Source organism: Buchnera aphidicola (Takecallis arundicolens) (genome assembly GCF_964058945.1).
GTDB classification, from domain to species: domain Bacteria; phylum Pseudomonadota; class Gammaproteobacteria; order Enterobacterales; family Enterobacteriaceae; genus Buchnera_L; species Buchnera_L aphidicola_AH.
The window spans coordinates 25,297-50,834 of sequence record NZ_OZ060369.1 but is presented as its reverse complement, the minus strand read 5'-3'; the positions used below and the strand labels follow the sequence as shown (position 1 = coordinate 50,834).

Below are 25,538 nucleotides of genomic sequence, written 5' to 3'. Positions count from 1 at the left end.
AAAATGTTTAAAATTTTATTACCAATATACTAATTAAGAATAAATTATGAACTTATTTTCTAAATTATTTAATAAAACGTCAAATTTATTATCAAAAAAAATCAAAATTTTTGCTCCAATTTCAGGAACAATTGTAAGTTTAAAATCCGTTCCAGATGAAGTATTTTCAAAAAAAATTATTGGAGATGGTATAGCTATTAATCCATCAGGAAAAAAAATTGTTGCACCCATAGAAGGCACTATTGGTAAAATTTTTAAAACTATGCATGCTTTTTCAATTATATCTAACGAACAGATAGAAATTTTTGTACATTTTGGTATTGATACAATTCTATTGAACGGAAAAGGATTCAAGCAAATTGCACAAGAAAATCAACATGTCAATATAGGTGAAACAATTATTGAATACGATTTAAAATTCTTGCATAATCATGCAAAATCCGTTTTAACACCGATTGTAATCTCAAATATAGATCAAATAAAAACAATAACAAAATACTCAGGTGTAGTAACTGCAGGAAAAACACCAATTATGTTACTAACAAAATAAATATTTTTGAAACGGTACAATGAAATTTAGTGCCGTTTTCAAAATTAAATATATAAAAATAAATCATAAATATACTATTATAAAACATATAATTTTACTTTTAGTACATTTAAAAATCTATAATTATTTAATGGAATCAATACACTCATGATAGAAAATTCATTATCAAAATTTGGTGATTATAAAACCAGAATAAAAAAGGCAATTCTAGCATTAAGATTACATCAAGGAGTTATATTAATAGATAATAAAAACCGAGAAAATGAAGGAGATTTAGTATTTTCTTGTGAACATATGACAGTACAACAAATGGCATTAACAATTCGTTATGGTAGCGGTATAGTTTGTTTGTGTATTACTGAAGATAAAAGAAAAAAATTAAATTTACCTATGATGGTAAAAAATAACACTAGTACTTATCATACAGGATTTACAATTAGTATTGAATCAGCACATGGTGTATCAACAGGAGTATCTGCAAGAGATCGATTAAAAACAATCAAAACAGCTATTCCAGATGATGCTAAATCAGATGATTTTCATAAACCAGGTCATATATTTCCTATATGCGCTCATTTTGGTGGTTTATTATCACGTCCAGGACATACTGAAGCATCAATTACATTAATGTCTATATCAGGATTCAAACCAATGAGTGTAATTTGTGAACTTACTAATAAAGACGGTAGTATGGCACAAATAAAAGATATTATGAAATTTTCTTATTTACATAATATGCCAGTATTAGCAATAAATGATTTAATATTATATTTAAATGATAATAAATAAATTCAATAATATATAAATTTTTTTCAACTAACAATAGACCAGCGTGGATGAATTACGATATTTGTATTTTTATTAAATAATCCTAGTTGAAAATATATTAAACCTACATATGCAATCATTGCAGCATTATCAGTACAAAAATTAATACTCGGATAATACAATTGTATATTATTAGTATTTAACGTTGATTTTAATAAATTAATAAAATATACATTTGAACTTACACCACCAGCAATAACTAACTGTTTATAACCTGTATTTTTTAAAGCCTGATAAGCTTTATATCTTAAAATATCAAATACTGTATGTTCAAATTGACAAACAATATTATGCAAATCCTGAATATTATTTTTATGTTTTCGTATTAAATTTAAAGTAAATGTTTTTAACCCAGAAAAGCTAAAATTTAACTCTAAATTATTTTTCATAGGATAAGGAAAAATAAACTTACCCAATTCACCTTTTTTTGCAAATTTAGATAATAATGCTCCACCTGGATATCCTAAACATAATTCTTGAGCAATTTTATCGAAAACTTCACCTACAGCATCATCTAACGTATTACCTATAATTTCATAATGACCCAACTTATGTGCATTAATTAATTGTGTATGTTTACCAGAAACTAATAAACCAATAAAAGGAAACTTAACAGAATTATTTTCCATCATTGGTGATAATAAATGTCCTTCCATATGATTAATTGGAATAGCAGGAATATGACAAGAATATGCTAAAGCACAACTTACTGATGCTCCAACCAATAAAGAACCAGATAAACCTGGTCCCGCAGTATATGCAATACCATCAATACTATCAAAATTAAAATTATATTTTTTCATAACATATTTAATCAATGGAGCCACCTGATATATATATTCTCGATATGCTAATTCTGGTACTACCCCTCCATACTGACTATGTATTTTATTCTGATGACGTAATTCATTTACTAATAACCCGCATTTACTATCATAAATTGCAACACCTGTGTCATCAAAAGAAGTTTCAACACCTAATATTCGCATATATTATCCCATACATTTAAAAAATACTTATTAAATATTTAAAATAAAATATTATATAATATATATTAAACAATAAAAAAATGTTAAATAATAATTTTTAAGGTAACAAACTATGCCTATTATTAAAATAAGAGAAAACGAACCATTTGATGTAGCATTAAGACGTTTTAAACGAGCATGTGAAAAATCAGGAATACTATCTGAAATTCGTAGAAGAGAATTTTATGAAAAACCTACAACACAAAGAAAACGTGCTAAAGCTGCAGCAGTAAAAAGACTCATAAAAAAATTATCAAGAGAAAATGCACGTCGCATACGTATGTACTAAAATATTATATTTTTTAAACAATACATATTTTATTAAAAAATGATTATAAGATAATATGCATGACTTTATACCTCCAAATATTATTAAAGAAATACTAGATCAAACAGATATCGTTAATATCGTTAATGAACGAATTAAAATAAAAAAAATTGGAAAAAATTACTATGCTATATGTCCATTTCATACAGAAAATACACCATCATTTACGATAAACTATGAAAAACAATATTTTTATTGTTTCGGTTGTAATATACACGGTAATATTATTGATTTTTTAATGAAATATGACCACATGAGTTTTATAGAAAGCATACATGAACTTGCTAGTATTACCGGTGTAAATATTACAAAAAAAAATACTAATCAAAACCAAAAAACATATTATAAAAAAAACCTATATCAAACAAATAAAATAGTAGAAAAATTGTATTTCCATAATCTTCAATCAAAATATTCGCATGAAGCAAAAATATACTTAAAAAATAGAAAAATTAATTTATCAACAATAAAAATTTTTAATATCGGTTTTTCACATAATCCATATTTTTTATCAAAAAATATTAAAAACAAAAATTATTTTGATTATTTAATTCATTCGGGAATTATTGTTAATAACAAAACTAACCATCCATATGATAGATTTTATAAAAAAATCATTTTCCCAATTAAAAACCAATATGGTAATATTACTGGTTTCGGAGGACGTAATTTAAATAATAATAATCCAAAATATATTAACTCTCCACAAAGCACAATATTTAATAAAAGTTATCAACTATATGGTATTGAAAAAGTTTATATTGAATCAACGAAACAATATATACTAGTAGTAGAAGGATATTTTGATGTTATATCATTAACTCAATTTAATATCCAAAATACAGTAGCAATCCTAGGAACCGCTATTACAAAATATCAAATTAATCTATTATTTAAGTTAAGTAAACATGTTATTTTTTGTTATGATGGAGATAAAGCAGGAAAACAAGCATCTTATAGAACTATGAAAATGATGCTATCATATGTAGATAATACAAATAATATTAAATTTATATTATTACCAACAGGAGAAGATCCAAATAGTATTATCTATAAAGAAGGAAAAAAAAAATTTCAAAAAAGAATTAAAAATGCTATCAATATAATAAATTTTTTATTTCTAAAACTCATTAAAAATGTTAACTTTAATTCGATTTATGAAATAACGAATATGCTAAATATTGCTATTCCTTTACTTCACCGAATACCAAGTACATATATTAAAATACACTTAAAAAAAATACTTGGACGAAAAATAGGTATTTTTGATGATATACAATTAAATAAAATTTTTAAAAAAAAAAAAAATTATATTCAAAAAAATACTATTAAACCAAATAATATTCGTATTTTAATAAGTCTTATTATACAAAATCCGAAATTAAATAATATTTTACCATACACAATTCATGAACTCAATAAAATTCATATTAATGGATTACCATTGTTTTTAGAAATTTTATACATATGTAGAAAATATAATAATATTAATACTGGACAAATTATTGAATTATATAGAAATAAAAATACATTTTATATAATTAATAAATTAGCATATTGGAATAATTTAATTAACCCAAATAAAATAAATTCTGTATTTATCAATTTAATTAAAAGAATATACTATATAGCACTAGAAAAAAAATACAAAAAATTAATTATTAAAGATCGATTAACTAATCTAAATTATGAAGAAAAACATATATTATGGAAAATTAATAAAACTTTATCACAAAATTAATAATACTATTTTTAAAAATAAAATACAAAAAATTATTATAACACATGACTCTTTTATATTAACATAATATCATAGGATATTTATTATGGAAAAAAAATCACAATTACAAATTAAATTATTAATTATACATGGAAAAGCACAGGGATATTTAACTTATCTAGATATTCATACTTATCTTCCAAAAAAAGTTATTCATTCAAATCAAATTGAAGATATTATTCAAATGATTAATGATATGGGTATTCAAGTCGTTGATAATATACCAAAAAAACAAAAAAAAAACTTAAACATCAATACAAAAAATAATAAAAATGCAAATACATCCACAGTACAAGAAAATAATGATACAGATACAGAACTTGGACGCACAACAGATCCAGTCCGTATGTACATGCGTGAAATGGGTACTGTTGCATTACTAACTCGAGAAGGAGAAATTAATATAGCAAAAAAAATTGAATCGGGTATGCACCAAATACAATCCTCTGTTTCTACATATCCTGAAGCAATCATATACCTATTAAATCAATATGAACGTGTACAGTTAGGACAAATTAGATTATCTGATGTAATTTCTGGATTTACACAATCTCATATAAAAAAAAATTTTTTTATACAACCAAATATTAATAATAATTACCATAGTAATAAACAAAACACGTCAGAAACAGAAACTAACATCACACCAGAAGAATATAATATCGATCCAGAATTAGCAGAACAATTCTTTATTAATTTAAAATACCAATATATAACAGTTTCTAATATTACTAATACAAAAAATAGGAATAATAAATATGTAAAAAAAGAAATTAATAAACTATCCCGAATGTTTAAAACAGTCAAATTAGTACCCAAACAATTTGATTATTTAATGCATAATATGCGTAATATGATAAAAAGAATTAGAATTGAAGAACGATTAATTATGAAATTATGCATTGAAAAATGTAAAATACCTAAAAAAATATTTATAAAATTTTTTATTGGAAATGAAACTAATAAAAAATGGTTACAAAATATAGGAAAAATTAAAACATCTTGGGCAGAACAACTAAATAAATTAAAAAATACATTTTATATTATCATGCAAAAGTTAAAACAAATTGAAAAAGAAACCGGATTAATGATACAAGACATAAAAAAAATTAATAAACGTATGATTCTGGGAGAAATACAAACTAAAAAAGCTAAAAAAGAAATGATAGAAGCAAATTTAAGATTAGTAATTTCAATTGCTAAAAAATATACTAATAGAGGATTACAATTTTTAGATCTTATACAAGAAGGTAATATTGGTTTAATGAAAGCTGTAGAAAAATTTGAATATAAAAGAGGATATAAATTTTCAACATATGCAACTTGGTGGATTAGACAAGCAATTACACGATCTATTGCTGATCAAGCTAGAACCATTCGAATACCAGTACATATGATTGAAACAATTAATAAGTTAAATCGTATTTCTAGACAAATCTTACAAGAAATTGGAAGAGAACCAACACCAGAAGAATTATCAACAAGAATGTTAATCCCAGAAGAAAAAATTCGTAAAGTATTAAAAATAGCTAAAGAACCAATATCTATGGAAACACCAGTAGGTGATGATGAAGATTCACAATTAAGTGATTTTATTGAAGATACAAATTTAGAATTACCTATTAACTTAGCAACAACAGAAAGTTTAAGATTAGCAACATATAATATTTTATCTGCGCTTACACCAAGAGAAGCTAAAGTATTAAGAATGCGTTTTGGAATTGATATGCATACTGATCACACGCTAGAAGAAGTAGGAAAACAATTTGCAGTAACTAGAGAACGAATCAGACAAATTGAAGCAAAAGCATTACGTAAATTACGACATCCAAGTCGGGCAGATATCTTGAAAAATTTTTTAGATGATTAATAATCAAGATAATAAAAAATATAGCTTCCTGAAGCCAAGTGGAAGCTAATTATATAAAAATATCATTTTTAAAAAAAAATATAATACAAAAAAAAATAATAATTAATCATAATACAAAGTTTTTTTAACCTCTAAAATGTGATTCAAAACTTGGTTAAAAGAAACACCTCCTATTGCGTTCTTACTATTAATACAAGTAAATAAATTTAATTTATTATATAAATCATCTTTAAAAGCAGAATGATATCTTTGAAAAAAATCTAAACTTAAGTCTTCTAAAGAACATTGTTTATTAATTGCAGCCAAAACAATTTTTCCAACAATAAAATGTGCTTCTCTAAATGTTACACCTTTATTTACCAAATATTCTGTTAATTCTGTAGAATTAGCATATCCTTTTTTAGCAGATTTTAAACAAACTTCTGTATTAACCTTAACTGTTTGTATAACAAGTTCGGCCATCTTTAAACACATAATCCAAGTATGAATCCCAGAAAATAAAATTTTTTTATCTTCCTGCATGTCTTTATTATAAGATAAAGGTAATCCTTTCAATAAAACTAACATATTCATTAAACATCCATATACTGTACCTGTTTTACCTCTAATTAATTCTAATGCATCTGGATTTTTTTTTTGAGGCATTAAAGATGAACCTGAAGTAACAAAATCTGATAATTCAATAAAATTTACTTCTCCTGCATTAAAAAAAATTAAATCTTCAGAAAATCTTGATAAATGCATCATACTAATAGATGATATAGATAATAATTCTACAACATAATCACGATCAGAAACAGCATCTAAACTATTTTTTGTAATATTTTGGAAACCCAATTTAAATGCTAATATATCTCGATTAATATTACAATATGTTCCAGATAATGCTCCAGATCCTAGTGGACTAATATTTAACCTTAGCAATGAATCTTGCAATCGATTTTCATCTCGTTTAAACATTTCGACGTATGCTAAACACCAATACGCAAATGTAATAGGTTGTGCTCTCTGTAAATGTGTATATCCTGGCATAATGTATTTAAATGATATTTCAGCCTGCAAAATTAATGCATATTGTACTTTTTGTAAATAAATAATTAATTTATTTGTAATATATTTACACCATAGTTTTAAACTCGTCGTAACTTGATCATTTCGACTACGACCTGTATGTAATTTTTTTCCTAAATCTCCAACAAATGAAATTAGTTTGTATTCTATCCAGCTATGAATATCTTCTGATAATGTATCTAACATAATTTTAGGATGTTTTTCTACTTCTTTTAAGATTTTATTTAATGCAACTTCAATTTGATATTGCTCGGATATAGTTAATACATTACACTCTAATAAAGATTTTGACCATGCAATTGAACCTAATATATCATATTTTGCTAAAAAATAATCATCATATAAAGAACTATTAAATTTCTCAAATAATGGATGAGCTTGTTTATAAAATCGACCCCCCCATAATTTTTTATTTTGATTCATAAATATTAAACCTTTATAATGTGTATAAAAAATATAACATCAATTTACAAATAAAATATTATGTTATTTATTTTGTAAAGCTCGAATTTTAGAAGATAAAGAAAATAATTTAATAAATCCTTGAGCATCATGATGATCATATACCGTATCTTTTCCAAAAGTAGCAAATTCCTCTAAATATAATGTATTACGAGCATATTTCTTCATTACAAAAACATTACCTTTATATAATTTTAATACAACCTTACCAGATAACATATTAAAAAATACCATAGCTGAATGTTGTATTGCTTCTCTTACAGGTGTAAACCAAAGCCCATCATATACTATAGAGGCCATTTTTAAACCAAGTTGTTCTCTCCATTGAAAACTGTTACGATCTAAAACCAACTGTTCAATCGCTCGCATTGCTGCAACTATAATAGTTCCACCTGGAGTTTCATAACATCCTCGTGATTTAATACCGATAACACGATTTTCAACAATATCAATACGTCCTATACCATGTTTTGAACCAATTTTATTTAGATATTGTAATATACATAATAAACTTAAAGAATGATCATTAACAGAAATAGGATATCCTTTACTAAATTCTATAGTAACATATTCAGCTTCATTTGGTGCACAAACAGGATCATTAGTCCAAACCCAACAATTTTTATCTGAAGCGTTCCAAGTATTTTCTAATATTCCACCTTCTGTTGAAATATGCCAAATGTTTTCATCTCTACTATAAATTTTTTCTTTTGTCGCAGTTGTTGGAATATTTCTCACCTGCAAATACTCAATTAATTCTTCTCGAGAAGATAATTTCCATTCTCTCCAAGGAGATAAAACTTGTAAATGAGGCGCCAAAGCAGCATAAGCCATTTCAAATCTAATTTGGTCATTTCCTTTACCAGTTGCTCCATGACAAACAGCAATAGCCTGTGTTTTAATTGCTAATTTTATTTGCTCTTTTGCAATAATTGGTCTTGCCATTGCTGTTCCTAATAAATAATTTCCTTCATATAATGCTCCAGTACTTAATACTGGAAAAATATAATCCTTAATAAATTTTTCTTTTAGATCAACGATATAACACTCTATTGCTCCTGACTTTATAGCTTTTTCAGATATCCCATCCAAATCTTGTTTTGATTGCCCAATATCAGCAACAAATGCTATAACATCTAATGAATAATTTTCTTTAATCCATGGAATAATCGCTGAAGTATCTAAACCACCAGAATATGCTAAAACTACTTTTCCAATATGTTTACTATTATGCATGAGATCTTTCCTTATCTGAATTTAAAATAATAGTACCAATAGCATTACCAGAAAATATTTTTTTTAATTTGATACGATCAGTACAACCTGCAATATTAACTGGACTCTTTAAATATTGTGCAGCTTGCATAGCTAAATTCACTTTAATTAACATACCTGAACTAATTATACCGTCGCATATTAATTGTTCATACATTAAATAATTAATTTTTCTAATAACATGTCCTTTACCATCTAATACTCCACTCACATCTGTTAACATAATTAAACGTGCTTGAAATGCTTGTGCTAATAATACAGCTATTAAATCAGAATCTACATTAATTAATAGATTATCTTTAGTAATAGCGGTTGGACTAATAATTGGCATAATATTAGATTTCAAAAGAGAATTAATAAATGTTAATGAATTATTTTTATAAAATATACAATCTCGTATATCTGATGATTTAAATATAATAGTATCACCATCAGTACAATGTAAACCAATGGCATTAATTCCATGAAGACCGGCATATTTTAAAATATTTGAATTAATTGTTCCTGAAAATATACCAAATTTAAAATCATTATTTACATTATTGTTATAATCTAAATGAAATACTTTATTCTCTTGATTCAAACTAAATGTATTACTTAATAAATTTTTTGCCCATATTTCACCTCCATGTACAAGCAAAATATTCTGATTTATTTTTTTATATTCATATAGTGTTTTAAAAAAATTATTCATAGCAAAAACACTACTTAATAACATACCTCCTAATTTTATAACTAATACATGTTTCATACAAGTATACTCATTTTGAAATAATTTATATTAATATCATATAAATTAAAACTTATATCACAAAAATTAATTTACTTTTATCTTACTTTTGAGTATTGAACATAAAGCATATGTGATATCAAATTGATTAAGTGTATAAAAATGAAAATCCTTTACTCCTTCAGCACATAATTTTTGAATAATATTCGTACATACCATCAAACCAATCATTTTATTTAAATAAACATCATTACTATCAAGATTATTAAACAAATTATGTATCCAAGAAGGAACATAAACATTTGTTAAACGAATAAATTTCTTAAGTTGTTGGACACTTAAAATTGGTAAAATTCCGGGAATAATATCAACAGTAATACCTACCGAAACACAACGATCTCGAAACCTTAAATATTTTTCAGCATCAAAAAAAAATTGAGTAATTGCTCTATTAGCACCACAATCAATTTTTTTTTTTAAATAAAATAAATCTAATTTAGCACTATGTGCTTCAGGATGTATCTCAGGATATGCAGCAACTGAAATATCAAAATCAGCAATTTTTTTTAATAATTTTACTAAATCACATGCATAAACTTCAGCACAATATTCTTGTGATACAACATCACCACGCAAAGCAACCACTCTTCGAATCCCATTCTCCCAATATTTTTTAGCTAATTCTGTAATTTTATCAATGTTATTAATATAAGTAATATGAGGAGCAATATTTAAATTTAAATTAACAGGAATATGTTGAATAGCTTGGTAAGTATAATCAATAACATGTTCTATATTCGGAGAACATGTTACTGAAATAAATTTTGGATTAAATATACTTAATTTTTCCATTGTAGATAAAAAAGTATTATTTTTTTGATTAAATATTTTTGGTGGAAAAAACTCAAAAGAAACATCTACTTTTGATCGAATATCAAATATAGTTTGATATAATGTTTCATAATGATGATAAGGTTTATTCATAATTATATCCTTTATTATAGTTCATCGAATAATCGAAAAATTTTTAAAATTATATTTTTTAATAGTATATAATAGTATTACTATTTATCTTAAATAGTTTATAAAAAACTATATAAAATTTAAAAAAAATGAAATTTAAACTTGCATAATTCGTTATCTAAAAGTAATATATAAGGTAAGAGATAAAAAATATTTCGCCGGCTTAGCTCAGCAGGTAGAGCAACTGACTTGTAATCAGTAGGTCACCAGTTCGATTCCGGTAGCCGGCATAAATTATTGATTTTAGGTGGAGTTCCCGAGTGGCTAAAGGGAGCAGACTGTAAATCTGCCGTCTAACGACTTCGAAGGTTCGAATCCTTCCTCCACCATACAAAATATAATACAACGCGGATATGGTATAATGGTTATTACTTTAGCCTTCCAAGCTAAAAATGCGGGTTCGACTCCCGCTACCCGCTTGAAAATTAAGCTGATATGGCTCAGTTGGTTAGAGCACACCCTTGGTAAGGGTGAGACCCCCAGTTCGAATCTGGGTATCAGCAAAAAATACCAATAAAATTAAATATTATTTTAAAAGATAATTTAAAATACAAAAAATATAATAAAAAATAAAAAATAATTATAAAAATAAAATTATAATATATATATTATATGAATATTGACATGTTGCATTATGTTATAATATATTTATTATAAAAATAATATAATTAACACATTAAAAAATTAAAATTAAAATATGAAAATAATTCATTTCATAAAAATATTAAAACAAGAAATAAATAATATATGTTGGCCAACAATGGATGCAACTATAAAAACAACATTTACTATATTGATTACCAGTATACTATTATCTTTAATTTTATGTATTATGGATAAAACTTTATTTCTCATAATATCATCCATTATGACACTACGGTTTTAAAATGTATAATAATACAAAAAAAAGTTGGTATATTTTACAAACTTTTTCAGGTCTAGAAAACCATGTCGTTCAAAAAATAAAAGAACAAATTGGATCTAGTAAAGAAAAAAACCTATTCGGTAAAATAATGGTACCGGGAGAACAAGTAGTAGAAATGAAATCCGGAAAAAAAAAAAAAAGTGAAATTAAATTTTTTCCAGGTTATATTTTAATTAATATGCACTTAAATGAAAAAAGTTGGGCACTTATAAAAAGCGTACCAAAAATTATTGGATTTATAGGACGATCATCAAATCAACCTGCACCTATTGATGATATTGAAATTGAAAAAATTAATCGCCGATTATTAGAATTAGGTGATCAACCAAGACCAAAGATTATATACACACCAGGCGAAAAAATACGAGTAAAAAACGGACCATTTATAGGATTTCCAGGTGTTGTAGAAAATGTAGATTATGGAAAAAACCGATTAACAGTTTCTGTATCAATATTTGGAAGATCTACACCAGTAGAATTAAACTTTAGTCAAGTTGAAAAAAATACATAAAAATATATAATAATATACTTATATTAATACACAAATATCTTTATATAAAGAGAAAATATGGCAAAAAAAATCCAATCGTATATAAAATTACAGATTCCTGCTGGAATGGCAAATCCTAGTCCTCCAATTGGACCCGCTCTAGGACAAAAAGGAGTAAATATTATGGAATTTTGTAAAAAATTTAATGAAAAAACTAAAGATTTAGAAAAAAATATGCCAATCCCTGTAATAATTACAGTATACACTGATCGATCATTTACATTTATTATAAAAACTCCTCCAGCTTCTTTTTTATTAAAAAAATATTCTAAAATCGAAAAAGGTTCTAAAAAACCTAAAATAGAACAAGTAGGTAAAATTACACAACAACAAATGCAAGAAATAGCAGAAATTAAACTTTCAGATATGACAGGTGCTAATCTTGATAAAATAAAAAATTCTATTCAAGGCACAGCAAAATCTATGGGTTTAACAATTGAGGACTAAATGATTAAAATTACAAAAAGAAAACAAATTTTAATAAAAAAAATTAATCTAAATCAAGAATATAATATAAAAAAAGCTATTAAAATACTAAAAAAATATCAAACAAATAATTTTGTTGAAAGTATTGATGTATCCATGAATTTAGGAATCGATCCAAAAAAAACTGAACAAACAATCAGAGGTGCAACAATTTTACCACATGGTTTAGGTAAAAAAATTAAAATTGCTGTTTTTACGCAAGGTAAAAATATAGAAATAGCTAAACAATATGGAGCAGATATAGCTGGATCATTAGATATTGTCTCAATATTAAAAAACAAAAAAAATAGTTTTGATGTTATTATTGCTTCTCCTGATACCATGCATATTGTAAGTACATTAGGTCCAATTCTAGGACCAAGAGGGCTAATGCCAAACATAAAAACAGGAACGATTACAGAAGATATCAAAACAGCAGTAAAAAATGCAAAAAAAGGAAATATAAGATATAAAAATGATAAAAATGGAATTATACATACTACAATTGGAAAAATAAATTTTACAGATGACCAAATATATGACAATCTAAAAACATTAATAACTGAAATAAAAAAATTAAAACCAAAAAATTCTAAAGGAAATTTTATTAAAAAATTAATTCTATCATCCACTATGGGATGTGGTATTATCATTGATTTAAATAGTGTAATATAAAAAATAAAAAATTTTAAGATCAAAATTGATAAAATACATATTTTTATAAAATACATTAAGGAAACAGAAAATACATGGCGTTAAATTTAGAAACAAAAAAAAGTATTGTTATGAAAATTAATACAATAGCAAAAAAAGCATTATCTGCAGTCATTGCAACAATAAAAAATATTCCAGCAAAAAAAATTACCACACTCAGAAAGACTGGTCGTACAGAAAATGTATTTTTATATGTTGTGAAACACACATTATTAAAAATCGCTTTAAAAAAAACAAAACTAAAATGTTTAAATACAAAAATTCATGGATCAACTCTAATTGGATTTTCATTGGAGAATCCCGGTAGTGTAGCAAAAATATTTAAAAAATTTTCTCAAGAAAATCAGAGTTTTAAAATTGTCACCGCTGCTATGCATGATAAAATATTATCGCAAACAGAAATTCATACTTTAGCAAATTTACCAAGTTTTACAGAAGCAATAACACACTTTATAATAACCATAAAAACTGCAACGATAGGACAATTATTTTCTACATTATTAGAAATTAAAAAAAAGAAAATAATATCAAAATAAATACTACTGTAGTAAACTAAAACATTAAATAAAATTAATTTTTATTGTTGTTAGGAATCTTTAATAATGGCTATTACAAAAGAACAAATCATAGAAGCAATATCAACAATGTCTGTTATCGAAATTGTTGATCTTGTTTCTACTATGGAAAAAAAATTTGGTGTATCTTCTATTCCAGTTGTTACACAAAATCAAAATCAAAAACTAGAACAACCAGAAGAAAAAACAGAATTTGATGTATTACTAAAATCCTTTGGTAATAATAAAATCGCAGTTATTAAAGCTGTTCGTAGCACCATGAGTTTAGGATTAAAAGAATCAAAAGATTTAGTAGAATCAGCACCAACTACACTAAAAGAAAAAGTAAATAAAAAAGATGCTGAAACATTTAAAAATACTTTAGAAAAAGCTGGTGCTACTATTGAAATTAAATAATCTAAAATTATATTTAATAATTATAGATATATTTATAAATAATATGCTGGTGAAAAATCATATCACCAGCTACAAGATAGTATTCATATATTATATTATTATAAAATAAAAACATATTATAAAATATAGTATATTAAAAGAATATATAAATATTAATTTCACGGTATTGTTATTTAAGGTAACAATATTTATAATCCACTTTATATATATTAAATTATTTTTAATATATATAAATCCATTATCTAAAAGATTGGGCGTGTAATAGTGTATTCTGAGACCGAAAAAAAACGCATTCGGAAAGATTTTGGAAAATATGTAACAGTGTTAGATATTCCCTATCTCCTTTCTGTACAAATAAACTCTTACAATAAATTTATTCAAAAAGATAAAACACAACAAAAAGGTTTAGAATCAGTTTTTCAATCTATTTTCCCTATTAAAAGCTATAATCATAATGCAGAATTACAATATGTTGATTATTTCCTAGGAAAACCAATATTTAATGCTAGAGATTGTCAAATCAGAGGAACAACATATTCTATCTCAATACGCGTAACATTAAGGTTAATAGTTTATGAACCAGATGGAAAAAATGAAAATATAAAAAATATAAAAGAACAAGAAGTATATATGGGTGAAGTACCAGTTATGACAGATAATGGAACATTTATTATTAATGGAACTGAAAGAGTTGTTGTATCTCAATTACATCGGAGTCCAGGCGTATTTTTTGATAGCGATAAAGGAAAAACACATGCATCAGGAAAAACTTTATATCATGCACGAATTATACCGTACCGAGGTTCTTGGTTAGATTTTGAATTTGACCATAAAGATAATTTATTTGCACGTATTGATAGACGTAAAAAAATTCCAGTAAGTATTATATTACGTGCTCTAGGGTATAATACTACAGAAATTTTAAATTTATTTTTTGATACGATGATTTATAGATTTATTAATAACAAAATATACTTAGAATTTAACCCAGACGAATTAAAAGATGAAAAAATATCATGTAATATTATTCATAATAATATTGTATATATAAAAAAAGGAGAAAAAATCAATAATCAACACATTAAAATGTTAAAAAAAGAAAATATTAAATCAACTCCTGTACCAATAGAACATATAATAGGACAAATTCTTTCCAAAGATCATTTTGATTTAAAAAATAAAAAGATAATTTTTACTGCTAATACAAAATTAACTGCCGAACACATAAAAAAAATAAAAAAATATCGAATTAATACTATAGAAACTATTTTTATCAATCGTAGTGATCGAGGACCATATATTTCAAAAACATTAAGAATGGATCCAGCATCTGATACTACAAGTGCACTAATAGAAATATATCGTATTATGCGACCAGGAGAACCGCCAACTAAAGAAGCATCCGAACACTTATTTTCAAATTTATTTTTTTCAGAAGATCGATACGACCTTTCTTCCGTTGGAAGGATGAAATTTGATAACGCTGTATGTAAAAACAAAAAAACAAAACGAAATGTGCTAAGTAAACAAGATATTATTGATGTAATTCGTAAATTAATTAGCATCCGTGATGGAAAAGGTAAAATTGATGATATTGATCATTTAGGTAATAGGCGTATTAGGTCTATTGGAGAAATGATTGAAAATCAATTTCGCATTGGTTTAATTCGAGTGGAAAGAACCATTAAAGATAGATTATCTTTAGGAGATTTAGATACATTAATGCCTCAAGATATAATTAACTCTAAACCAATCTCAGCTGTTGTCAAAGAATTTTTTACATCAAGCCAACTATCGCAATTCATGGATCAAAATAATCCTCTTTCTGAAATCACACATAAAAGACGAATTTCAGCACTTGGAATTGGTGGATTAACAAGAGAAAGAGCTGGATTTGAAGTAAGAGATGTACATCCAACACATTATGGTCGAATTTGCCCAATTGAAACTCCGGAAGGACCAAATATTGGATTAATTAATTCTTTAGCATTATATGCAAAAATTAATACATATGGTTTTTTAGAAACTCCATATAGAAAAGTCAATAATGGAGTAGTAACAAATAATATACATTATTTATCAGCTTTAGAAGAAAATAATTATGTTATTGCCCAAGTAAATACCAATATTGGACCAAAAGGACAATTATTAGATTCTTTAATTACATGTCGTTTTCAAGGAGAATCAAGTTTTTTTCATAGAAAAAAAATTAATTACATGGATGTTTCTGCGCAACAAATAGTTTCTGTTGGAGCATCATTAATACCTTTTTTAGAACACGATGATGCTAATCGAGCTTTGATGGGTGCTAATATGCAAAGACAAGCGATTCCAACTATGCGAGCAGAAAAACCATTAGTCGGAACAGGAATAGAACGATCCGTTGCTGTAGACTCAGGCGTTACAGCTGTCGCTAAAAGAAGTGGTATAGTAAAATACGTTGATTCATCTAGAATTATTATAAAAGTTGATGAAAATAATATCACACCAGAAGAAGCTGGTATTGATATTTATAATCTAATTAAATATACTCGATCCAATCAAAATACTTGTATTAATCAAGTACCATGCATTAAAATAGGTGATAAAATTAGCAAAAAAAACGTCTTAGCAGATGGCCCGGCAACAGATTTAGGTGAACTAGCTTTAGGACAAAACATGCGAGTAGCATTTATGTCATGGCACGGATATAACTTTGAAGATTCAATATTAATTTCAGAAAAAATTATACACCGAGATCAATTCACCACAATTCACATTCAAGAACTATCTTGTATGGCTCGTGATACTAAATTAGGACCTGAAGAAATTAGTGCAGATATACCAGGTATTAGTGAATCTTGTCTTTCAAAACTAGATGCATCAGGTATTGTATATATCGGAGCTGAAGTAACAGAAGGTGATATTCTGGTTGGAAAAGTAACACCAAAAAATGAAAGTCAATTAACACCAGAAGAAAAACTATTACGAGCAATATTTGGAGAAAAAGCATCCGATGTTAAAGACTCATCACTAAGAGTACCCAGTGGAATTTCAGGTACAGTAATAGATGTACAAATATTTACAAGAAATGGAGTAGAGAAAGATAAAAGAACATTAGAAATCGAAAATATGCAAATTAAAAATATCCAAAAAGAATTAACGAGAGAATTTAAAATATTTAAATATTATTTCTTTGAAAGAATAAAAAATATTTTAATAAACTATGGAATATCAGAACAAAAATTAAATAAAATCAATCAAGAAATATGGAATAAAATTGAAATTACTGATCAAAAAATATTTAATCAAATTAATAGCATACTTGATGAATATAACTCTTGTAAAAAAGAATTTGAAAAAAAAATAGATTTTAAAAAAAAGAAAATTATACAAGGTGATGATCTAGCACCTGGAGTATTAAAAACAATTAAAATATATTTAGCAATAAAAAGACAAATACAAACTGGTGATAAAATTGCAGGAAGGCATGGAAATAAAGGAGTAATATCAAAAATTAATCCAATTGAAGATATGCCATATGATAAATATGGAATACCAGTTGATATTGTACTTAATCCATTAGGTGTACCATCACGAATGAATATTGGTCAAATATTAGAAACACATTTAGGTATGGCAGCAAAAGGAATAGGTAACAAAATTGATAACATGTTAAAACAAGAAAAATCCATTATACATATCCGACAATTTATACAAAAAGCATTTAATACAGGTCATAAAATTAGACAAAAAATTAATTTTGATAATTTTTCTGATTCTGAAATATTAACATTAGCAGAAAATTATAAAAATGGACTACCAATTGCAACACCGGTATTCGACGGAGCAAAGGAACAAGAAATTAAAGAATTATTACAATTAGGAGGTATACCAAAATCTGGTCAAATTAATTTATTTGATGGGCGTACCGGTAATAAATTTGACAGACCGATTACAGTAGGATACATGTATATGCTTAAATTAAACCATCTAGTAGATGATAAAATGCATGCACGATCTACAGGATCATATAGTTTAATTACCCAACAACCACTAGGTGGAAAAGCACAATTTGGTGGACAAAGATTTGGAGAAATGGAAGTATGGGCGTTAGAAGCATACGGAGCAGCATACACTTTACAAGAAATGCTAACTGTAAAATCAGATGATGTTTTAGGTAGAACAAAAATATATAAGAATATAGTAAAAAGTAGTTACCATATGAATCCGGGTATGCCAGAATCATTCAATGTATTATTACGCGAAATTCGATCTTTAGGTATCAACATTGAACTTGACGACGAATAAAAAACATCAATAATAAACACACAATCATCTTTAAAATCACTTAATAAAAATTTTAAAATAACGGAGTGTTTTGTGAAAGACGTAATACAATTTATAAAAAATAATAATACTATTGAAGACTTTAATTCTATTAAAATTCAACTTGCTTCTCCAAATACAATTCGTGCCTGGTCATTTGGAGAAGTAAAAAAACCAGAAACTATTAATTATCGTACATTTAAACCTGAAAGAGATGGATTATTTTGTTCAAAAATCTTTGGACCAATTAAAGATTACGAGTGTTTATGTGGTAAATATAAAAGACTTAAACACCGCGGTATTATGTGTGAAAAATGCGGTGTAGAAGTAACTCAAACACGTGTACGTAGAGAACGTATGGGGCATATTGAATTAGCCACACCAGTATCTCATATCTGGTTTTTGAAATCATTACCGTCAAAAATAAGCTTGCTATTAGATATACCGTTACGTGATATAGAAAGAGTACTATATTTTGAATCTTATATCATCATAGAAGAAGGTATGACGGATCTTGAAAGAAAACAAATTCTAACAGAAGAACAATATTTAGATGCTGTAGAAGAATTTGGAGATGAATTTGATGCTCAAATGGGAGCAGAAGCAATTCAAATACTATTAAAAGATATTGATCTATCAGAAGAACATGAAAAACTACATAATGAATTACAAAATATATATGCAGAAAATAAGAAAAAAAAATTAACTAAAAGAATTAAAATCATAGAATCATTTATTTTATCCAATAATAAACCAGAGTGGATGATTTTAAATGTATTACCAATTTTACCACCTGATTTAAGACCATTAGTTCCACTAGATGGAGGAAGATTTGCAACGTCTGATTTAAATGACTTATATAGACGTGTAATAAACAGAAATAACCGTTTAAAAAGATTATTAGAACTTTTTGCTCCAGATATTATAATTCGTAATGAAAAAAGAATGTTACAAGAAGCAGTTGATGCACTACTTGATAATGGAAGAAGAGGTAAAGCAATTTTAGGATCAAATAAACGACCATTAAAATCATTAGCAGATATGATAAAAGGAAAGCAAGGTAGATTCCGACAAAACTTATTAGGAAAAAGAGTAGATTATTCTGGTCGTTCTGTAATTACTGTTGGACCATACTTAAAATTAAATCAATGTGGATTACCAAAAAAAATGGCATTAGAATTATTTAAACCATTTGTTCTAGGTAAATTAGAAAGTAAAGGATTTGCAGCAACTATAAAAAGCGCCAAAAGAATGGTTGAATTGTCTGACCCAATAATATGGGATGTACTAGATGAAATTATTAATAAACATCCAATTTTATTAAATCGTGCACCAACATTACATAGATTAGGAATACAAGCATTTAATCCAATCTTAATAGAAGGAAAATCTATACAATTACACCCATTAGTATGTGCTGCATATAATGCAGATTTCGATGGCGATCAAATGGCTGTACATATACCTTTAACTCAAGAATCACAACTTGAAGCACAGTCATTAATGATGTCAACAAAAAATATTCTTTCACCAGCAAATGGTGAACCTGTAATTATTCCATCTCAAGACGTTGTTTTGGGATTGTATTATATGACTAGACAAAAAAAACAAAGTAAAGGAGAAGGATGTTTATTTAAAGATGTACGCGAAGTAGAAAAAGTATACCAAATGGGAGCAATTGATTTACATGCAATAATAAATGTAAAAATTATCGAATATACTAAAACGAAAATAAATACATTTATCAAAAAATCAAATATTATCCGTACCAGTGTTGGAAGAGCAATTTTATGGCAGATCTTTCCAAAAGGATTACCATTTAGTTTATTAAATAAAACTTTAAATAAACAATCTATTTCATATTTATTAACATTATGTTCAAAAACTTTAGGATTAAAAAAAACAGTTCTATTTGCAGATCAAATTATGTATACTGGATTTAAATATTCTACATTATCAGGTATTTCAGTTGGTATTGATGATATGGTTATACCACAAGAAAAAGAGGGTATTATTGAAACAGCAACACATGAAGTATTAGAAATACAAGAACAATTCCAATCCGGTTTAGTAACAGCAGGGGAAAAATATAATAAAATTATTGATATATGGTCTACTTCTAATGAAAAAATATCACAAGCAATGATGAAAAACTTATCTATAGCACATGACGCAGATGTAAAAGATAAAAATATACAACGAAAATCTTTTAATAATATTTTTATGATGGCTGATTCTGGATCAAGAGGCTCTGCAGCACAAATTCGACAATTAGCAGGTATGCGAGGTTTGATGGCTAAACCTGATGGATCAATTATTGAAACACCAATTACAGCAAATTTTAGAGAAGGATTAAATGTATTACAATATTTCATTTCAACACATGGAGCAAGAAAAGGTTTAGCAGATACTGCATTAAAAACTGCTAACTCTGGTTATTTAACACGTAGATTAGTAGATGTTGCACAAGATTTAGTAATAACAGAATATGATTGTGGAACTAGTAAAGGTATTAAATTATATCCTATAATTGAAGGAAGTGAAGTTAAAGAACCACTACGAGAAAGAGTATTAGGACGTGTAACAACAACAAGTATTCTACATCCCAATTCAAATGAGATATTAATCTCAAAAAATACACTACTCAGTGATTATCACTGTGATATATTAGATAAATACGACATCGATGTAATAACAGTGCGATCAGTTGTACATTGCGAAACTAACTTTGGTGTTTGTGCATGTTGTTATGGATATGATTTAGCAAGAGGTGAATTAGTAAAAACTGGTGAAGCAATTGGTGTAATAGCAGCACAATCTATTGGTGAACCAGGTACACAATTAACCATGCGAACATTCCATATCGGAGGAGCGGCTTCTAGATCTGTTACAGAATCACGTATTGAAGTAAAAAATAAAGGTACAATTAATTTAAATAATGCTAAAACAGTACTAAATTTCTATGGAAAAACTGTTATTGTTGATAAAAAAGTTGAATTACATATATTAGATTTTATGGGAAAAATTAAGGAACGATATAAAATACCATATGGAGCTACTCTAGAAAAAGGACATGGAGAAACAGTAGATATTGGAGAAACATTAGCTACGTGGGACCCACATACTATACCAATCGTTACTGAAGTTGCAGGATATATAAAATTTATAGATATGATTGAAGGACAAAGTATTGTGAAACAAACAGATGAACTAACTGGATTATCTGCTATAGTAATATTAGATACGCCAGAACGTACAAATATAGGAAAAGAATTACGACCTACAGTAAAAATTACAAAACCAGATGGAACAGATATTTTAATCTCTGGGGGAGTACCAGCTCAATATTTTTTACCGGGAAAAGCATTAATACAGTTAAGTGATAAAAGCACAGTACATCCAGGAGATATTATTGCAAGAATTCCACAAGCAACCGGAGGAACTAAAGATATTACAGGTGGATTACCAAGAGTTGCTGACTTATTTGAAGCAAGATATGGTAAAGATTTAGCAATCCTATCAGAAATAGACGGATTAATATCGTTTGGTAAAGAAACAAAAGGTAAAATTCGATTAATAATTACTCCATATAATAAAAATGAACAAATATATGAAGTTATGATTCCAAAATGGAGACCAGTCAATGTATTTGAAGGAGAAAAAATAAAAAAAGGAGATATTATCTCTGATGGAATTGAATCTCCACATGATATTTTACGTTTAAAAGGTGTAAAACATCTAACAAAATACATTGTTAATGAAGTACAGGCAGTATACAGATTACAAGGTGTAAGAATTAATGACAAACATATTGAAGTTATTATTAAACAAATGCTAAGAAAAGTTACAATTACTGATGTTGGGCAATCTAAATTTTTAAATGGTGAACAAGTAGAATATTCACGTATTAAAATACAAAATAGTAAATTACAAAGTATGTATCAAAAACCTGCTACCTTTTCAAGAAATTTATTAGGTATTACTAAAGCTTCTTTAGCAACAGAATCCTTTATATCTGCAGCTTCATTTCAAGAAACAACACGTGTATTAACTGAAGCAGCAGTATCAGGTAGAAGAGATAACTTAAGGGGGCTAAAAGAAAATGTTATTGTTGGTAGATTAATTCCAGCAGGTACAGGATATATTTATCATATTAATCGTATTAAAAAAAAAAAAAAACAAAAAAATAAAAAAATAAAAAATAAAATTATATGATGCATAGTAATAAATATAAAATAATACTATAATTTGTGATAACCGATTTTAAATACATGGCTATCACAATATTGTGTTGAATAAAAATATATACATATATTAATTTTTGGATGTATACTACATCTTGTTAAGAAACATTTTTTTTTTAGTCATTTTATCAATATATGACATACCAAATGCTGAAAGCACAAATGTTAAATGAATAATTACACACCACATAATTTTATCATCTAATATTTTTTCTGCTTCCATAAATAATCGTAATAAATGAACAGAAGAAATCGCTACTATTGAAGATGCTACTTTATTTTTAATAGAATTAACATCCATAGTACCCATCCAACTTAATCGTTTTGTACTATCATGAATATCCATCTTAGAAATAAAATTTTCATATCCTGAAAACATAACCATGACTAATAATCCACCAACTAAAGAAATATCAATTAATGATAATACAATCAATACCAAACCTGATTCTGACATAATTAAAATTTCTGGTATAACAGAGATTACTTGTTGAAAAAACTTTAATGTTAACAAAATAAAACCAAACGATAATCCAACATAAACTGGAAACATTAACCAACGAGAAGCATATATCATTCTCTCAATTTTCTCTTCCATGCCTCCACTCCTTATATATTTAATATGTTTTGAATGAATATTGTAGAATAATATCATATATATATAATGTACGTTTTTAAAAAATTAAATATTACATGACGTTAAAAATCAGTTCATAAATATCAAAAACCATTTTTTTAAAAAATATACTTTTATACCTTATTTTAAAAGTATAATATGTACATTCTTGGAAAAAAATATGCATTGCAAAAATCAAAAAATTAAAAATGCACTAATTAGTGTTTATGACAAAACCAATATTCTAATGTTAGCACAAGAATTATTTAAAAAAAACACTACAATATTTACAACTAATTCAACTGAACAATTTTTAAAAAAAAATAAAATTATAACAAAAAATGTATCTACAATAACTCAATATCCTGAAATTCTAGATGGGCAGATAAAAACACTACATCCAAAAATTTTTGGAGGAATTTTAGGTCAACATAAAAAAAATATTGCAACTACTATAAAATACAATATTCCTATTATTGATTTAGTAATAATAAACTTTTATCCATGCAATACATTATATAATATAAACAACGATATAAAACCCAATATTGATATTGGGGGTCCAGCAATGGTACGAGCAGCCGCTAAAAATTACAAACATACTATTGTAATAGTAGACATAGAAGATTATAAATATTTTTTAAATGAAATACGTAATACAGGTTATATTAGTATAAAAACACGATTAAAACTAGCAAAAAAAGCTTTTGAATATACTACAAACTATGATTTATCAATTGTTAAATATTTAAAAAATAAAATTTCTATTTCAATAAATAAAGAAAATGATTTACCTGAAGAAATTTATATTAAGTATATTAAAAAACAAAATTTAAAATATGGTGAAAATCCACATCAAAAATCTGCATTATATATTCAAGATCAAAAAAATGATATGGATTATATACATTCCATGCAACAAATAAATGGTGAAACTTTATCATATAACAATATTTATGATGCGCATATAGCATTTGAATGTGTGAATCAATTTTCTAATCCAACATGTGTTATTATTAAACATGGAAGTCCATGTGGTGCATCTAGTGCAAAAAATCTAATTTCAGCATATATAAATGCCTATAATAGCGATTCTATTTCAGCATTCGGAGGAATTATTGGATTTAATAAACTTATAGATAAAGATATAATCTCTACCATTATAAAAAAACAGTTTGTTGAATTAATTATCGGACCTGAAATTACTACAGAAGCAATACAAATTATTACAAAATATAAAAAAATTAAATTATTAATTTTTGGTAATTATAATAAAAAAAACGTGTCTAAAATCGAATTTAAAACTATTAATCACAGTTTATTAGTACAAGAAAAAAATGATCAAATAGAAAACTTTAACAAATGGCGTATTGTAAGTACTAAAAAACCTACAGAAATAGAAAAAAAATATGCTATATTCTGTTGGAAAATAGCAAAATTTGTTAAATCTAATGCAATTATATATACAAATCAATTTAATACGATTAGTATTGGAGCAGGACAAACAAATCGTTTAGAAGCGGTTAAAATTGCTAACTTAAAATATTTTCAAAATAAAAAAATAATAAATAAAAACGACAAAAACATTATTATGGCTTCTGATGCATTTTTCCCATTCCGGGATAGTATTGATGAATGTAAAAATAAAAATAAAAATATATCTTGTATTATTCAACCAGGTGGATCGATCCGAGATGCAGAAGTCATACAAGCTGCAAATGAGCATGAAATTTGTATGATTTTTACTGATCAAAGAATATTCAAACATTAATATAGATTTTAATATGATTCATAATATTA

At 26.1% G+C, this 25,538-nt stretch carries 20 protein-coding genes and 4 tRNA genes; 18 read left to right on the top strand and 6 right to left on the bottom strand.

The window, feature by feature from the left end:
• Nucleotides 1-46 precede the first annotated feature (46 nt).
• Nucleotides 47-550 (top strand): PTS glucose transporter subunit IIA, encoded by a 504-nt coding sequence (gene crr, locus AB4W50_RS00240; protein ID WP_367677169.1) that lies wholly within the window; start codon nt 47-49, stop codon nt 548-550.
• Between the two features lie 147 nt (nt 551-697).
• Nucleotides 698-1,339 (top strand): 3,4-dihydroxy-2-butanone-4-phosphate synthase, encoded by a 642-nt coding sequence (gene ribB / locus AB4W50_RS00235; protein ID WP_367677168.1) that lies wholly within the window; start codon nt 698-700, stop codon nt 1,337-1,339.
• Between the two features lie 23 nt (nt 1,340-1,362).
• On the opposite strand, the gene tsaD is transcribed toward ribB, so the two are convergent.
• The gene (gene tsaD / locus AB4W50_RS00230; RefSeq protein ID WP_367677167.1) at nt 1,363-2,367 is read right to left on the bottom strand and encodes a tRNA (adenosine(37)-N6)-threonylcarbamoyltransferase complex transferase subunit TsaD; all 1,005 of its coding nucleotides are present in this window, start codon (nt 2,365-2,367) and stop codon (nt 1,363-1,365) included.
• A gap of 112 nt (nt 2,368-2,479) precedes the next feature.
• Between tsaD and rpsU the strand changes: the two genes are divergently transcribed.
• From rpsU to rpoD, 3 genes are all read left to right on the top strand, one after another.
• Nucleotides 2,480-2,695 carry a 30S ribosomal protein S21 gene (gene rpsU, locus AB4W50_RS00225; protein ID WP_367677166.1) on the top strand — a complete coding sequence of 72 codons (216 nt, stop codon included), beginning with the start codon at nt 2,480-2,482 and terminating at the stop codon, nt 2,693-2,695.
• A gap of 55 nt (nt 2,696-2,750) precedes the next feature.
• Nucleotides 2,751-4,475, top strand: coding sequence for a DNA primase (gene dnaG / locus AB4W50_RS00220; RefSeq protein WP_367677165.1), 1,725 nt, complete (start codon nt 2,751-2,753; stop codon nt 4,473-4,475).
• Nucleotides 4,476-4,560: 85 nt separating this feature from the next.
• Entirely contained in the window at nt 4,561-6,384 is a 1,824-nt protein-coding gene (rpoD, locus tag AB4W50_RS00215) for an RNA polymerase sigma factor RpoD (RefSeq protein WP_367677164.1), read from the top strand.
• A 102-nt stretch (nt 6,385-6,486) separates the two neighbouring features.
• Here the strand turns inward: rpoD and argH are convergent, their stop codons facing one another.
• The 4 genes from argH to AB4W50_RS00195 form a co-directional block, all read right to left on the bottom strand.
• Nucleotides 6,487-7,878, bottom strand: coding sequence for an argininosuccinate lyase (argH, locus tag AB4W50_RS00210; protein ID WP_367677163.1), 1,392 nt, complete (start codon nt 7,876-7,878; stop codon nt 6,487-6,489).
• Nucleotides 7,879-7,941: 63 nt separating this feature from the next.
• Nucleotides 7,942-9,153: an argininosuccinate synthase gene (locus tag AB4W50_RS00205; protein WP_367677162.1), complete on the bottom strand. Its 1,212-nt coding sequence runs from the start codon at nt 9,151-9,153 to the stop codon at nt 7,942-7,944.
• Complete coding sequence (locus tag AB4W50_RS00200) at nt 9,146-9,943, bottom strand: acetylglutamate kinase (RefSeq protein WP_367677161.1); 798 nt, start codon at nt 9,941-9,943, stop codon at nt 9,146-9,148. Before AB4W50_RS00200 ends, AB4W50_RS00205 begins: the two co-directional genes overlap by 8 nt.
• Nucleotides 9,944-10,009: 66 nt before the next feature.
• Nucleotides 10,010-10,906, bottom strand: a complete 897-nt coding sequence (locus AB4W50_RS00195) for a methylenetetrahydrofolate reductase (protein WP_367677160.1) — start codon at nt 10,904-10,906, stop codon at nt 10,010-10,012.
• A 196-nt stretch (nt 10,907-11,102) separates the two neighbouring features.
• Here AB4W50_RS00195 and AB4W50_RS00190 point away from each other — a divergent pair.
• The 12 genes from AB4W50_RS00190 (at nt 11,103) to rpoC (ending at nt 23,093) form a co-directional block, all read left to right on the top strand.
• Nucleotides 11,103-11,175 (top strand) — tRNA-Thr (locus AB4W50_RS00190).
• Between the two features lie 16 nt (nt 11,176-11,191).
• A tRNA-Tyr gene (locus AB4W50_RS00185) sits at nt 11,192-11,274 on the top strand.
• A gap of 18 nt (nt 11,275-11,292) precedes the next feature.
• Nucleotides 11,293-11,364: transfer RNA gene (locus AB4W50_RS00180), tRNA-Gly, on the top strand.
• A gap of 10 nt (nt 11,365-11,374) precedes the next feature.
• A tRNA-Thr gene (locus AB4W50_RS00175) sits at nt 11,375-11,448 on the top strand.
• A 194-nt stretch (nt 11,449-11,642) separates the two neighbouring features.
• Nucleotides 11,643-11,831, top strand: coding sequence for a preprotein translocase subunit SecE (secE, locus tag AB4W50_RS00170; protein ID WP_367677159.1), 189 nt, complete (start codon nt 11,643-11,645; stop codon nt 11,829-11,831).
• Between the two features lies 1 nt (nt 11,832).
• On the top strand, nt 11,833-12,381 hold the full coding sequence (gene nusG, locus AB4W50_RS00165) for a transcription termination/antitermination protein NusG (protein ID WP_367677158.1): 549 nt from the start codon (nt 11,833-11,835) through the stop codon (nt 12,379-12,381).
• Nucleotides 12,382-12,438: 57 nt separating this feature from the next.
• On the top strand, nt 12,439-12,867 hold the full coding sequence (gene rplK, locus AB4W50_RS00160; RefSeq protein WP_367677157.1) for a 50S ribosomal protein L11: 429 nt from the start codon (nt 12,439-12,441) through the stop codon (nt 12,865-12,867).
• Nucleotides 12,868-13,560 (top strand): 50S ribosomal protein L1, encoded by a 693-nt coding sequence (gene rplA, locus AB4W50_RS00155; RefSeq protein WP_367677156.1) that lies wholly within the window; start codon nt 12,868-12,870, stop codon nt 13,558-13,560.
• 74 nt (nt 13,561-13,634) lie between these two features.
• Nucleotides 13,635-14,135: a 50S ribosomal protein L10 gene (rplJ, locus tag AB4W50_RS00150; RefSeq protein ID WP_367677155.1), complete on the top strand. Its 501-nt coding sequence runs from the start codon at nt 13,635-13,637 to the stop codon at nt 14,133-14,135.
• Between the two features lie 66 nt (nt 14,136-14,201).
• On the top strand, nt 14,202-14,570 hold the full coding sequence (rplL, locus tag AB4W50_RS00145) for a 50S ribosomal protein L7/L12 (protein WP_367677154.1): 369 nt from the start codon (nt 14,202-14,204) through the stop codon (nt 14,568-14,570).
• Between the two features lie 261 nt (nt 14,571-14,831).
• Nucleotides 14,832-18,860 carry a DNA-directed RNA polymerase subunit beta gene (rpoB, locus tag AB4W50_RS00140; RefSeq protein ID WP_367677317.1) on the top strand — a complete coding sequence of 1,343 codons (4,029 nt, stop codon included), beginning with the start codon at nt 14,832-14,834 and terminating at the stop codon, nt 18,858-18,860.
• Between the two features lie 72 nt (nt 18,861-18,932).
• Complete coding sequence (rpoC, locus tag AB4W50_RS00135; RefSeq protein WP_367677153.1) at nt 18,933-23,093, top strand: DNA-directed RNA polymerase subunit beta'; 4,161 nt, start codon at nt 18,933-18,935, stop codon at nt 23,091-23,093.
• Nucleotides 23,094-23,210: 117 nt separating this feature from the next.
• On the opposite strand, the gene AB4W50_RS00130 is transcribed toward rpoC, so the two are convergent.
• Complete coding sequence (locus AB4W50_RS00130) at nt 23,211-23,720, bottom strand: TIGR00645 family protein (protein WP_367677152.1); 510 nt, start codon at nt 23,718-23,720, stop codon at nt 23,211-23,213.
• Between the two features lie 199 nt (nt 23,721-23,919).
• On the opposite strand from AB4W50_RS00130, the gene purH reads away from it, so the two are divergent.
• Nucleotides 23,920-25,509 (top strand): bifunctional phosphoribosylaminoimidazolecarboxamide formyltransferase/IMP cyclohydrolase, encoded by a 1,590-nt coding sequence (gene purH / locus AB4W50_RS00125; protein ID WP_367677151.1) that lies wholly within the window; start codon nt 23,920-23,922, stop codon nt 25,507-25,509.
• Nucleotides 25,510-25,538 lie beyond the last annotated feature (29 nt).